Origin of the sequence: Microbacterium sp. (assembly GCF_031988965.1) — a bacterium.
Lineage (GTDB): Bacteria > Actinomycetota > Actinomycetes > Actinomycetales > Microbacteriaceae > Microbacterium.
In genome coordinates this window covers 1-12,964 of record NZ_DALZXX010000087.1, presented here as the reverse complement: position 1 = coordinate 12,964, position 12,964 = coordinate 1, and the positions used below count along the sequence as shown (strand labels likewise).

12 protein-coding genes and 2 pseudogenes are annotated in these 12,964 nt (G+C 68.8%); 3 read left to right on the top strand and 11 right to left on the bottom strand.

From position 1 onward, the window contains the following. The 7 genes and pseudogenes from RTM68_RS13095 to RTM68_RS13065 form a co-directional block, all read right to left on the bottom strand. Nucleotides 1-621, bottom strand: a pseudogene (locus RTM68_RS13095) (oxidoreductase); the annotation flags it as partial. 43 nt (nucleotides 622-664) lie between these two features. Then, nucleotides 665-1,834: a family 1 glycosylhydrolase gene (locus tag RTM68_RS13090; RefSeq protein ID WP_312171584.1), complete on the bottom strand. Its 1,170-nt coding sequence runs from the start codon at nucleotides 1,832-1,834 to the stop codon at nucleotides 665-667. 30 nt (nucleotides 1,835-1,864) lie between these two features. After that, nucleotides 1,865-3,580: an ABC transporter ATP-binding protein gene (locus RTM68_RS13085; protein ID WP_312171582.1), complete on the bottom strand. Its 1,716-nt coding sequence runs from the start codon at nucleotides 3,578-3,580 to the stop codon at nucleotides 1,865-1,867. A 5-nt stretch (nucleotides 3,581-3,585) separates the two neighbouring features. Then, nucleotides 3,586-4,500, bottom strand: a complete 915-nt coding sequence (locus RTM68_RS13080; protein ID WP_241796614.1) for an ABC transporter permease — start codon at nucleotides 4,498-4,500, stop codon at nucleotides 3,586-3,588. Further along, nucleotides 4,497-5,477, bottom strand: a complete 981-nt coding sequence (locus RTM68_RS13075) for an ABC transporter permease (protein ID WP_312171579.1) — start codon at nucleotides 5,475-5,477, stop codon at nucleotides 4,497-4,499. The genes RTM68_RS13080 and RTM68_RS13075 overlap by 4 nt, the downstream gene beginning before the upstream one ends. Beyond that, the gene (locus RTM68_RS13070; RefSeq protein WP_312171577.1) at nucleotides 5,477-7,141 is read right to left on the bottom strand and encodes an ABC transporter substrate-binding protein; all 1,665 of its coding nucleotides are present in this window, start codon (nucleotides 7,139-7,141) and stop codon (nucleotides 5,477-5,479) included. The genes RTM68_RS13075 and RTM68_RS13070 overlap by 1 nt, the downstream gene beginning before the upstream one ends. Before the next feature lie 169 nt (nucleotides 7,142-7,310). Beyond that, entirely contained in the window at nucleotides 7,311-7,763 is a 453-nt protein-coding gene (locus RTM68_RS13065) for a MarR family transcriptional regulator (protein ID WP_312171575.1), read from the bottom strand. Between the two features lie 63 nt (nucleotides 7,764-7,826). Between RTM68_RS13065 and RTM68_RS13060 the strand changes: the two genes are divergently transcribed. Beyond that, the gene (locus RTM68_RS13060) at nucleotides 7,827-8,195 is read left to right on the top strand and encodes a VOC family protein (protein ID WP_312171574.1); all 369 of its coding nucleotides are present in this window, start codon (nucleotides 7,827-7,829) and stop codon (nucleotides 8,193-8,195) included. A 10-nt stretch (nucleotides 8,196-8,205) separates the two neighbouring features. Here RTM68_RS13060 and RTM68_RS13055 read toward each other — a convergent pair whose 3' ends face one another. The 3 genes from RTM68_RS13055 to rsmI are packed head-to-tail and all read right to left on the bottom strand — an operon-like array spanning nucleotide 8,206 to nucleotide 10,815. Beyond that, nucleotides 8,206-9,321 carry a LacI family DNA-binding transcriptional regulator gene (locus RTM68_RS13055; RefSeq protein WP_312171572.1) on the bottom strand — a complete coding sequence of 372 codons (1,116 nt, stop codon included), beginning with the start codon at nucleotides 9,319-9,321 and terminating at the stop codon, nucleotides 8,206-8,208. A 43-nt stretch (nucleotides 9,322-9,364) separates the two neighbouring features. Beyond that, complete coding sequence (locus RTM68_RS13050) at nucleotides 9,365-10,000, bottom strand: class I SAM-dependent methyltransferase (RefSeq protein WP_312171570.1); 636 nt, start codon at nucleotides 9,998-10,000, stop codon at nucleotides 9,365-9,367. Continuing rightward, nucleotides 10,000-10,815 carry a 16S rRNA (cytidine(1402)-2'-O)-methyltransferase gene (gene rsmI, locus RTM68_RS13045; protein WP_312171568.1) on the bottom strand — a complete coding sequence of 272 codons (816 nt, stop codon included), beginning with the start codon at nucleotides 10,813-10,815 and terminating at the stop codon, nucleotides 10,000-10,002. The genes RTM68_RS13050 and rsmI overlap by 1 nt, the downstream gene beginning before the upstream one ends. Nucleotides 10,816-10,881: 66 nt before the next feature. On the opposite strand from rsmI, the gene RTM68_RS13040 reads away from it, so the two are divergent. After that, the gene (locus RTM68_RS13040) at nucleotides 10,882-12,435 is read left to right on the top strand and encodes a phospholipid carrier-dependent glycosyltransferase (protein WP_312171566.1); all 1,554 of its coding nucleotides are present in this window, start codon (nucleotides 10,882-10,884) and stop codon (nucleotides 12,433-12,435) included. Further along, on the top strand, nucleotides 12,426-12,653 hold the full coding sequence (locus tag RTM68_RS13035; protein ID WP_312171563.1) for a hypothetical protein: 228 nt from the start codon (nucleotides 12,426-12,428) through the stop codon (nucleotides 12,651-12,653). Before RTM68_RS13040 ends, RTM68_RS13035 begins: the two co-directional genes overlap by 10 nt. A 16-nt stretch (nucleotides 12,654-12,669) precedes the next feature. Here the strand turns inward: RTM68_RS13035 and RTM68_RS13030 are convergent. Then, nucleotides 12,670-12,964 (bottom strand): annotated as a pseudogene (locus RTM68_RS13030) (thioredoxin domain-containing protein); the annotation flags it as partial.

Genomic DNA, 12,964 nt, shown 5'->3' with positions numbered 1-12,964 from the left:
GGGGCTCGCAGCCGTCGGCAGTCGCAGCGCCTCGCGTACCGCTTCGATCGAGCGGGTCACCCCGCGGGCGGCGTTCCCGATCACGAGCGCGACGGCGCCGGTCGCGGCGACGCCGACGGTCCACAGCAGGAACCGCCGGCGCTCGTCGTGCTCGGCGCGAAGATACGGCACGGGGTGCACCGTGCGCATGAGCAGCCTCAGGGCGACCACCGCGGCAACTCCGGCGACGAGACCGGGAAGCCAGGCGAACGGGCCTGCACCCGGACGGATCATCGCGGCCACCAGGGCGAGAACACCGAGGGCCGCGAGGATCGTCGACCCCACGCCCGCGCGGCGGGACTCCAGGATGCCGGCGAGCGCCGCGACGCCAGCGAGCACCAGAGCGATGCCGGTGATCAGCGCGATCTTGTCTCCGGTGCCGAACAGCGCGATCGCGGCATCCTTCGCCCAGCTCGGGGCGAGGTCGATCAGGCCGCCGCCGATCACGGCGAACGGACTCGCGCTCGGCTCGACGATCGCGGCGACGAGCTCTGCCAGACCGACAGCGACGACCGCCGAGCTCAGCCCGGCGGCCGCCGATCGGAGCCTGACACCGCGTCTCTCGCGGCTCGCTTGCGTCATTCTCCGAGGGTAGCCCCGGCATCCTGTGCCGGGGCCGCCCGTCTCAGAGTCCGTTGCGTCGTGCGACCTCGCCGAGCCAGGCGAGCGAGGGCTTCGGGAAGCGCTCGAACGTCTGGTGGTCGAACCCGATGAGACCGAACGTCGGGCGGAAACCGCTGGCCCACTCGTAGTTGTCGAGCGCGCTCCAGTGCTGGTACGCCTTCACCTCGATGCCGTCGGAGATCGCGCGGTGCAGACCCTCGAGGGCGCCCTGCGTGTAGGCGATGCGCCGGGTGTCGTCGGCGGTCGCGATGCCGTTCTCGGTCACGAGCACCGGCACGCCGCCGCTGCGCTCCCACGCGCTGCGCACGCCCATCTCGAGCGCCTCGGGGAAGAACTCCCAGCCGGTGAGTGTGGTCTCCACATCGTCGGCGACCGGCCGAGGCCCTTCGGGTCCGATGAAGGTGCGGGTGTAGGCCTGCACGCCGACGAAGTCGTCGCCGGCCGACTGGTCGAGGTACCAGTGGTCGCGCGGGTCGCCGTAGGTGGCGACCATCTCGTCTGCACCGGGCTCGCCCGTGGAGTGGAACGCCTGCGTCGCGATGGTCCATCCGGCCTGCACACCCGAGACGGAGTGCAGGATCTCGGAGGCGCGGTGGTGCGCCTCGAGCAGCGTGTCGGCGACGGCGAGATCGGGGTTCGGCAGACCGAACGCGACGAGGTTCGCCGCATCCTCTCCCCCGGCGAGCATCGCCGCGATGTTCGGCTCGTTGATCGTGCAGACGTATTTCACGCCCTCGAGGATCGGGAGCACGGTCTCGACGTAGCGCGAGAACAGATCTACGGCGTCGGACGCGCGCCAGAAGCCGTCCTTCTGGAACCACTGCGGCACCGTGAAGTGCATCAGCGTCACCGTGGGGTCGAGCCCGTTCTCGCGGGCGGTGTCGATCATGCGGCGGTAGTGGTCGAGCATGGCACGCGAGACGAACCCGCGCTCCGGCTCGATGCGGGCCCACTCGACCGAGAAGCGATACGAGTTCAGACCGGCCTCGGCCAGCAGGCGCATGTCCTCCGGATACCGGTGGAAGTGGTCGGCGGCGTCACCCGAGGGCTCCACCATCGGCGAGCCGGGAGCATGCTCCATGGTCCACCAGTTGCTGGTCGTGTTGTTCCCCTCCACCTGATGGGCTGCGGTCGCAGCGCCCCAGAGAAAGCCGTCAGGGAATGTGAGCACGAGTGCTCCTTTCGTCTTGCTGTGGTTCGATCAGCGCTCGGCACGTGCCGGGTTGGGCACGGCGTCGAGCAGCTGCACGGTGTACGGGTCTTCGGGATGCTGCAGCACCTGGGAGGTCTCGCCGCGCTCGACGACGCGTCCGCTGTTGAGCACGAGGATGTTCTCGGTGACGAGACGCGCGCTGAGCAGATCGTGCGTGATGTAGAGCATGCTGATGCCCCACCTCTCGCGCAGGTCCTCGAGCAGCGCCAGCACACCGGCGCGCAGCGAGACGTCGAGCATCGACACGGGCTCGTCGGCGATCAGCACCTGCGGGTCGCTGGCCAGCGCTCTCGCGATGACCACGCGCTGGCGCTGCCCGCCCGAGAGCTGATGGGGCAGCTTCGCAGCGAACTGCTCCACGGGAGTCAGTCCCACGGTCTCGAGGAGCTCGAGCACGCGAGCCCTCGCCTCATCACCGCGGAGCTTCGTGTAGTTGCGGATCGGGCGGCTGAGCGCGTACTCCACCGTGTGCAGCGGGTTGAGCGCCGCGTACGGATCCTGGAACACCATCTGCACGTCCTTGCGGAGGTCACGCAGACCCTTTCGCTTGAGCGACGCCACATCGACGTCTCCGAAGCGCACGGTTCCGTCGGTCGGCTTCTCGACCCCGGTGATCAGCTTGGCGAGAGTCGACTTGCCCGAGCCCGAGGCGCCCACAAGGGCGAGCGCCTCGCCGGGCTCCAACCGGAACGACACGTCGTCGACCGCGACGACGGGATCTTCACCACGGCGTGGTGCCGGATAGCGCTTCGACACGCCCTCGACCACGATCGCGGCATCCGCCCGCCGGGTGTCGCGCTGCGACACGGTCGGCACCGTCTCGGTGAGGTCGGTGCGGGAGTGCCCCCCACGGCGCCGGGTGCCGAGGTCGACGAATCCGGGGATCGAGATCGACTCGGCCCGCGGATCGGCGTAGTGGCTCAGCAGCATCCGCGTGTACTCGTCCTGCGGACGATGCAGGATGTCGAGGCTCGGCGCGTCCTCGACGATCCGCCCCTCGTGCATCACCATCACCCGGTCGGTGGCCTCGAGCACGATGCCGAGGTCATGGCTGATGAGGATCGCCGTGAAGTGCTCGGAGCGCTGCAGGTCTTTGATCGTGTCCATGACGGCGTGCTGCACGAGCACGTCGAGCGCCGTGGTGGGCTCGTCGAACACCATCAGCTGCGGCTCGAGCGAGAGAGCCAGCGCGATCGAGGTGCGCTGACGCATTCCCCCCGACAGCTCGCTCGGGTATCGCGCGAGCACCGCCGGGTCGAGGCCGACCTTGCCGACCAGCTCACGTGCTCTGGCATCCCGATTCTCCCGAGCGACATGCCCGTGAGCCGCGAAGATGTCCTGGAAGTGGTTGCCGATCGTCCGCACCGGGTTGAGCGCATTCATGCCCGACTGCAGCACCATCGCGAATCCGCCCTGGCGCTGCCTGCGCAGCTCCTCGGCGTTCAGGTCGCGGATGTCGCGGCCGTCGAACAGGATGCGGCCGTCGCTGATGCGCGCCGGGGGCTTCTGCAACCGCGTCAGCGCGAAGCCGAGCGTCGACTTGCCGGAGCCCGACTCGCCGACCAGGCCGACGAACTCGCCACGGCGCAGGGTGAACGAGACGTTCTCGACCGCGGTGACCGGCGTCGTACCCGGCGAGGCGTACTCGACGGACAGGCCCTGGACGTCGAGCAGGATGTCGTTCGCGGGTGTGTTCGCGTCCATGGCGCTCATCGTCCCTTCCCTTCACGCAGACGCGGATTGGAGATGCCGTCCACGCCGAAGTTGATCAGTGTCAGGCTCAGCGCGAGCAGCGCGATGCAGAGACCCGGGGCGAACAGCAGCAGCCACTGTCCGGTGAGCAGCGAGTTGGAGTTCTGCGCCCAGTAGAGCATGGTGCCCCAGCTGACGATGCTGGAGTCGCCGAGTCCGAGGAACTCGAGCCCCGCCTCGGCCAGGATCGCCGCGGTCGCGGCGCCGAAGAGCGTGCCCGCGATGATCGAGGTCATGTTCGGCAGGATCTCTCGGAACACGATGCGCGCCCGGCTGTCACCCGAGAACTGCGCCGAGGTGACGAAGTCGTTGCCTCGCAGCGACTGGGTCTGGCTGCGCAGCACACGAGCACCCCAGGCCCATCCGGTGACGACGATCACCGCGATGATCATCAGGATGCCGCCGTTCTGCAGGTAGGCGGCGATCACGATCATCAGCGGGAGGCCGGGGATCACCAGGAAGAGATTGACGATGAAGCCGACGACCTCTCCGAGGAATCCGCGCATGTAGCCCCAGCTGAGGCCGATCAGCACGGCGACGATGGTCGAGAGGATGCCGGCGGCCAGGCCGACGAGCAGGCTGATCTGCGAGCCGTAGATCAGCTGACTCAGGACGTCCTCCCCCGCGGCGGTGGTGCCGAGCCAGTGCGCGGCCGAGGCGTCGGCGTTGCGCTCGAACGAGTTCTCCTTCGGGCCGTAGGGCGCGAGCAGCGGTGCGAACACCGCGACGAGCACGAACAGCCCGAGGATGATGAGGCCCAGGCGGGCCTTGCCGTTGGACCAGAGGGTGCCCACCATCCGGGCGAACGAGCGCCACGGGCTGGGAGCCGCGATCCGGTCGGAGGGAACCTTGACATTCATGGTGGAGGTCATCGGCGAGTCCTTGGATCCAGCACGCCGTACAGGATGTCGACGAGGAAGTTGGCGATGAGCACGCTCACGGTGATCATCAGGAAGAGCGCCTGCATGAGCGGGTAGTCCTGCCCGATCACGGCGTTGAAGAGCAGATAGCCGATGCCCGGGTACCCGAACACCTGCTCCACGAGGATCGATCCGCCGACCACGCCGCCGAGCGTGAGCCCGAAGCCGGTGAGGTTCGGCAGGATCGCGTTGCGTGCGGCATAGCGGACGGCGATCGTTCGGCCGCGGAGGCCGTTCGCCTCGGCGAAGGTCACGTAGTCCTCACCCAGGGTGTTGATCATGGCGTTGCGCATTCCGATGATCCACCCGCCGAGCGAGGTCAGCAGGATCGTCAGTGCCGGCAGCACCGCATGCTGCACGAGGTCGACGATGAAGTCCCAGGTGAACGCCGGCGTGGTGGTCGCCGCATAGGCCCCCGTGGTCGGGAACCAGTGCAGCACGTACCCGAAGAAGAACAGCAGCAGCAGCGCGGTCCAGAAGTACGGGAAGGTGCTGAGGAACGAGCCGGTGAGCGTGGGCAACGAGTCGAGCCACGTGCCGCGACGCCAGGCCGCGGCGACGCCGATCAGGGTGCCGATCACGAACGCGAGGATCGTGACGATGCCGACCAGGCCGATCGTGTACGGCAGCGCGGTCGAGACCATGCTCGAGACGCTCTGCGGGTAGAAGGTGTACGAGACGCCGAAGTCGAGCCTGACCACCTGGCCGAGGTAGGCGACGTACTGGTCCCAGATCGAACCGGTCGGCACGCCGAGCTGGGCCTCGATCGCGGCCCGCGTCGCGTCGGACACGGGGCCGTTCTGCGCGAGCTTCGCGATCGCGGCGTCGGCGGGCGAGCCCGGCATGAGCCGTGGGAGGAAGAAGTTCAGCGTGACAGCGGCCCACAGCGTGAGCACGAAGAGGCCGAGCTTCTGGAGGACGTACTTCATCAGTCGTCATCCCCCTTCACGCGCTCGAGCCGGGTGAAGATCATCAGCGGCGCCGAGTCGTAGTTCTGCGGAATCATGTAGGGGTCGTCCTCTGTGGGCCAGCCGGTGAACTTGGAGTCGTTGAACAGACCCCAGATGCCGCCGTAGTACAGCCCGATCACGGGCAGCTCGTCGTAGACGATGCCCTGCAGCTCGTTCACGATCTCCGCCTGACGGGCGGGATCGACGGTCTCGCGGTACTCGGCGAGCAGTGCGTCCGCCTCGTCCGATCGGTACCGCTCGAAGTTGTTCGCGGTGGCCTCGCCGGAGGGCACGTAGAACTCGCTCGAGAGCAGGTTGTTGTACGCCTGGTAGACGTCGCCGTTGCCCATGCCGCCGATGGCCATCTCGAAGTCGCCGTTGCTGATGGCGCTCTGGTAGCCGGCGGGCTGCGGGAGCTTGAGGGTGACCTTCACGCCGACCTCGGCGAGCTGGCGTTGCACCGTCTGCGCGGCGCGGGTCCAGTCGGAGTAGCCGTTGGCGGTCGTCAGCGCGAACTCGAGCTGCTGCCCGTCGGCGCCGACCAGCTGGTCGCCCTGCAGCGTGTAGCCCGCCTCGGCGAAGGCCGCGAGCGAGGCATCCGCGTCCTGCGTGAGCATGCCCTGGTCGGGGATGCTCGGGTCGAGGTACTCCTCCTGGTTCGGCAGGATGAGTCCGGTCTGGCCGGCGGGCTGCATGTAGCCCTCCGAGGCGGTCTCGGCGATCTCCTCGCGATCGAGCGCGAGCGCGATGCCCCGACGCACGTTCACGTCGTCGAACGGTGCGACCTCGAGGTTGGGCATGAGCCCGATCACCCCTCCCGGCGGGAACCACCAGGCGTTGTCGGGACTCGCGGCGCCCCAGGTGCCCTCGACGTCGGAGATGAACGAGTAGGCCCAGTCGTATCCGCGGGTGACGGTGTCGAGCTGCGAGTTCGTCGAGGGCAGGATGATGTGCTCGATCTCGATCTTGTCGGCCTGCCAGTAGTCGGGGTTCTTGTCCACCGAGTACTGCTGGTCGTTGTAATTGCCGAGCACGAACGGCCCGGTGCCCACCGGATCCTCGTTGCGGAACGTCCCGGGGTCCTTCACGTCTGCCCAGATGTGCTCGGGAACGATCATGGTGAGACCCAGGATCGACAGAGACGGGGCGTCCTCGGTCTGCAGGTGCATGATCACCGTGTCGCCGTCGGTCTCGACGCTCTCGAGGTGCTGCCAGGCGCCCTTGATGTCGAGCGACGGGTTGTCCTTCAGCAGCTGGAACGTGAAGGCCACGTCGTCGGGCGTCAGCTTCTCGCCGTCGCTCCACTCGACGCCGTCGCGGATCGTCATGACGATCGTGCGGGCGTCAGGCTGAGACCACTCGGTCGCCAGCCACGGGTTCAGGGTTCCGTCGAGCGGGTTCACCAGGATCAGCGGCTCGTAGATCCACCGCGACGCGGTGCGCGTGTTGGTGAGATACGGGTTGAAGTTCCGCGTGAAGAAGGGGTTGCCCTTGTCCGCGTTGATGAGCATCGTGTCGTCGCCGATCGACGGATCGGGCTGCGAACTGATCTGGATGCTGCAACCGCTGAGAACCACGGCTGCTGCCGCCAGTCCCACGATCGCGGCTCTCCGCCAGCGTCGGAGCATGTGCGTCTTCGCCACACTGCCACCTCATGTCGTCTGTGTCATGAAGGGGGTCCCACGGGTCGGGGCACCCCACGGCCGGAGCCGCGTGAGCAATTGTAAGCGCATACATTTCGGACATGCAAGCCCTTGACAACACGCCCGGCGCCATCGATCCGCCGAAGCGCAGGATGGGAGCGGTGCCAGATCAGTGGTCGCGCGGCGCCTCACGGAGGGAGCTCACCATGCTCCGCAGAGCGCGCAGGGCAGCGACCTGCTCGGCATCCGTCATACCCGACAGCATCCGGACCTCGACCGACCGCACCGCGGCGGTCGCCGTCGCGAGACTGCTCCTCCCCCGCGGCGTGAGAGTCGCCGGCAAGGTCCTTCCCGCAGGGGCCACGGCAGGACGGGCGACGAACCCGTCCTTCTCGAGCGACTGCAACAGGACGTTCATGGACTGGCGCGTCACGAACGCCCCTCGAGCGAGTTCCGAGTTCGACATCCCCGGCCGTTGAGCGAGCAGCTCGAGGCAGGAGTAGTGCGTGATCGTCATCCCGAGCGGTCGCAGCACCTCCTCCATCGCCGAGCGCAGAGCGCTCGCCGCTTCTTTGAGCAGATACCCGAGCGAGGTGTCGAGGTCGATGCCGTCTTGCCGCATGTCAGCAGTCTGACATATGCTCGAGCATGTCAGATAACTGACACTCAACGAAAGGGACTCACCATGCCCGTCACCGGCCCCGACTTCATCTCACTCCAGACCCGCGACCTCGCGGCATCCCAGGCGTTCTACGAGCGGTACCTCGGACTCGTGCGCTCGCCCGCGGGCCCGCCGCACGCCGTCGTGTTCGAGACGACACCCATCGCGTTCGCACTGCGCGACATCGCCCCCGGCACCGACCTCGACGGGGTCGATCAGCCGGGGATCGGTGCGGCGATCTGGTTGCACGCGACCGACGTCCAGAGCATCCACGACGCCCTCTCCACCGACGGCCACACGATCGTCGCGGCCCCGATCGACGGTCCGTTCGGTCGCACCTTCACGTTCGCCGACCCCGACGGATACCGCATCACGCTGCACGACCGCGCCTGAACGGTTGCGGTCAGACCTCTCGCACCGGGCGCTGGGAGCTCTCGCGCACGAGGATCTGCAGAGGCAACCTCACGGTCATCGGCTCGGCATCCGGCTGCTCGAGGCGCCGCGCGAGCAGCTGCACGGCGGCACGACCGAGGTCGATCATCGGCTGGCGAACGGTCGTGAGAGCGGGCCGTGACAGCGCCGCGGCCTCGAGCCCGTCGAAGCCGGTGACCCTCACGTCGTCCGGCACGCGAATGCCCGCCGAGCTGAACGCATCGATCGCGCCGAGAGCCATCTGATCGTTGGCCGCGACCAACACGGACGGTGCCCCGCGGGCGATCAGGTGCTCGGCTGCCGCGTGTCCCGATGCACGAGTGAAGTCCCCGCGCAACACGGTCACGTCGTCGAGAGCCAGCCCGGCCTCGGCCACGGCGGTGGCGAAGCCGTCCCAGCGCTGGGCGCCGTCGGGAGAATCTTCGGGGCCGCCGAGGAAGGCGATCCCTCCGGGATCAGCTTGCGCGAGCACGAGCCGGGTGAGCTCGGCCATCGCCTCGGCGTTGCTGACGGTCACGTGGTCGTAGTCGTCTCCGCGTGCGGGGCCGGAGAGCACGACCACGGGGATGCGCTGCGCGAGGCGGGCGAGCACATCATCGGGAACGCTCTGCGCGAGCACCATCAGCCCGTCGACGCGACCCGCGATGTCGCGCACGGTCTCGCGCGTGGGATCGTCGCGGCCCACGCCGATCATGAGCACGAAGCCCTGCTTCCACGCCTCCAGTTCAGCGCCGCGCAGCACCTCGTCGAGGAACAGCATGGTCGGATGCGCAGCACCGGTGTCGTCCGACGCCTGCTCGACCGTGAACGGCGGCGCGGCGGCCTGCCCCTCGGCGAGCACCTCGAGCACCGGAGCGTCGTCCGACGCATCGAATCCGGGGAAGTAGAGCCCGAGCACCCCGGTGCGGCGCTCAGCCAGTCCGCGCGCGCTGCCGCTGGGCACGTAACGAAGGTCGGTGACCGCGTCGAGCACGCGCTCTCGCGTGGTCGGGCGTACCGCATCCGGCTGCCGCAGGACGCGCGAGACCGTGGCGATCGACACTCCGGCGCGCTCTGCGACGTCGTAGACGGTCGCCTTCTTGCTCACGCTGTGTCCTCCTCGGGTTGCGTGTGCACCAGGGTACCCGCGGTCACGGCAGCGACGACGCGCGGCGGTGCGCGATCAGCGCCGCATGGGGCCGGATGCTCACCTCGCCGGGCATCCGCTCGCGCCGTTCGGAGGAGGCGACCTCGAATCCGGCGTCGCTCAGCACCGCGGCGAGCGCATCCGCAGACCAGAAGTACGCCGGCGCCACCGCGTGCGCGAACGGCTCCCGCGGCTCGCCGTCGAAGAAGCCGATCAGGATGCTGCCACCGGGGGCGAGCACCCGGGCGAACTCCGCGAGGATCTCGCGCACCTCAGCGGGCGGGGTATGGATGAGCGAGTACCAGGCGAGGATGCCACCGACAGACCCCGTCGCCACTGGGAGCTCACGGAAGGAACCGAGTTCGAACGCGATGTCGGGATGCTGGAGCCGCGCTGACTCGATGAACCCGATCGACAGGTCGACGCCGCGCGCCTCTCGTACGCCCCGAGCCAGGAACGCGGTCCAGTGGCCCGGGCCGCAGCCGGCATCCAGCAGCACTCCCGGCATACTGTCGCGCCACCGACCGATCGCAGTCACGTCGCGGGCATCCATCTGCTCGATCGCTCCGGCCAGCGCGACATACTCCGCGGCGCGCGCGTCGTACGCGGCGGCGACGCCGGCGTCAGAACCGTCGTTCATCAGCGGGCGGCGAGCGCGGCCTGGTACAGATCTCGGGACGACAGGCCCGTCGCCGCAGCGACCTCGGCGCACGCATCCTTCAAACGGATGCCGGACGCGACGAGCTTCTGCACCTGCACGAGAGCGTCCTCCGCGGACGCCTCGCGACGCGGTGCCCCCTCGACGACGACCACGATCTCGCCCTTGACGCCCGCAGTCGCCCACTCGACGAGCTCGGCCGCGGTGCCCCGGCGGACCTCTTCGTAGAACTTGGTGAGCTCGCGGCACACGGCGATGCGACGGTCATCGCCGAAGGCCGCGCCCATGTCGACGAGCGTCGATGCCAGGCGGGCCGGCGATTCGAAGAAGACCATGGTGCGAGGTTCGGCGGCGAGCGCCCTCAGCGTCGACCGGCGCTCCCCCGGCTTGCGCGGCAGGAAACCCTCGAACGTGAAACGGTCGGTCGGCAGACCCGAGATCGCGAGCGCCATGATCACGGCGCTCGGTCCGGGGATCGCGGTCACCGTGACGCCCTGTGCGACGGCCTCGGCGACGAGACCATAGCCGGGGTCGCTGATCGCCGGCATCCCCGCATCGCTGACGACGACGATGTCCTGCTCCGCGGCGAGCGCCGCGAGCTCTGCGGACTTCTGCTTCTCGTTGTGATCGTGCAGCGCGATCAGTCGCGGCCTGTTGGTGATCTGCAGCGCCTGCAGCAGTCGCCCTGTGGTGCGGGTGTCCTCCGCGACCACGACCTCGGCGTTCTCGAGCACCTCGATGAGACGGCGGGACGCATCCCCGAGGTTTCCGATCGGTGTGGCGGCGAGGATGATCACCCGCCCAGCTTAGGCGGGACCGCGTCGCCCGGACGTGCGGGACGCTCGTTGTCTAGGCTGGAGCCCGTGACCGCGCCCGTGCCTCTGCTCCCCGCCCCTGAGGAGCGCCTGACGCGGTACGGGCAGCTGCGCGACCGCATCCTGCGCGACCCCGACTGGGGGCGGATGCTGCGCTGGTTCGCGCCGCTCGTCGTCACCGTCGTGGCGGCCGTGCTGCGCCTGGTGAACCTGGGGCACCCGCATCAGCTCGCCTTCGACGAGACGTACTACGTCAAAGACGCGTGGTCGCTGTGGACCCTCGGCTACGAGGGCACCTGGGGTGAGAACGCGAACGAGGCGTTCATCACCCTGCAGGAGCTGCCACTCGCCGACAACGGCTCGTTCGTCGTGCATCCCCCGCTCGGCAAGTGGCTGATCGCGCTCGGCATGTCGATCGGCGGACCGGACAACACCGTCGGCTGGCGGCTCGCCACCGCGCTTCTCGGCACCGCCACCGTGCTGCTGGTCTACCTGATCGCACGTCGCCTGACCGGATCGATCGTCGTCGCGACCGTCGCCGGCTCGCTGCTGGCGATCGACGGACTGAGCATCGTGATGAGCCGCACCGCGCTGCTCGACGGGCCGCTCACGTTCTTCATCGTGCTGGGCGCACTGTTCATCCTCATCGATCGCGACCGCACGATCCCGCTGCTCGAGATATCCGACACCGAAGCCCCCGAGCCGCTGTGGGGACGGGTGCTCTGGCGTCGCCCCTGGCTGATCGCCGCGGGTGTGGCTCTCGGCGCCGCCTGCGCCGTCAAATGGTCCGGCCTCTACGCGCTCGCGGCCTTCGGGCTCTACGTCGTCGTGACCGATGCGCTCGCCCGTCGTCGCGCCGGGGTCGCACTCTGGCCGAGCTCTGCGGCGTTCCGGCAGGGCCCGGTGTCGTTCGTGCTGCTCGTGTTCCCCGCGTTCGCGACGTATCTCGTGAGCTGGACCGGATGGCTGGTGACCGACGGCGGCTACTCCCGCGACAGCGATCCGAATCCGCTCATCGCCCTGTGGAACTACCACCGCGCGATCCTGAACTTCCACGTCGGCCTGAACAGCGGGCACCCCTACGCGAGCGCGGCCTGGGAGTGGCCGCTGCTGCTGCGTCCCACCGCCGTGTGGGTGGGCACCGATCCCGCGCCGTGCGGCGTCGACCACTGCATCGCCGTGATCTCCACGATCCCGAATCCGCTGATCTGGTACGCGAGCATCGCCGCCGCGGGCTACCTCGTCTACCGCCTCGTGCGGGCCTGGGTCACGCGACGGCCCATCGAGCCTGCGCTCACGTTCCCACTGGTGGGGCTCGCCGCCACCTACATCCCGTGGCTGATGTTCCCCGAGCGCACGATCTTCCAGTTCTACACGGTGGCGATGGCGCCCTTCCTCGCGATCGGGCTCGCCGTCGTGCTGCGCGTGCTCGCGGGTCGCCGCGAGGATCCGCTGCATCGCCGCCAGGCCGGCGAGCGCACCGTCATGGTGTTCCTCGTCGTCGTCGTGCTGGTCTCGGCCTTCTACTACCCGGTGTGGACCGGCGTGAGCGTGCCGTACGACTTCTGGCTCCTGCACAACTGGCTCCCCGGGTGGGTCTGACCGTGGGCGATCCCTCGGGGTTCGAGTTCGTCGTGCGCGGCGACGACGTCGTCATCCGCCATCACGGCGTGACCGCGACGACGCTGCGCGGTGCGCGAGCGAGCGAGTTCCTCGCGCAGGTCGAGCACGGCGACGCCCAGCTGCTGATGGCGCGGGCGACGGGGAACTATCGACGGGGCAACGAACGCACGGCGAAGCGCCACACCCGCAACAGCTGAGGACCGACGCCGGATCTCAGCGCTGCGACGACAGTGCGGCGGGGTCGCTCACCGGCAGCCGGCACACGAACGAACGGCAGTCGAAGGCCTGCTCACCCGACTCGCTCTTGCCCTCGAAGAGCTCGAATCCGGCCTCCGCGAACGCCTGTGCCTGCGCTGAGGAGACGACGGCGACCACGTCGGCATCGATCGCACGGGCCGCAGACGCGAGCGGGCCGAACGGCGCGTCCGTGACGACGACGACCTGTCGCGGGGCGTCGACGAGCCCTGCCGCCGCGCGCAGCAGGCTGCCGTGCGCGAAGGGCTGCCCC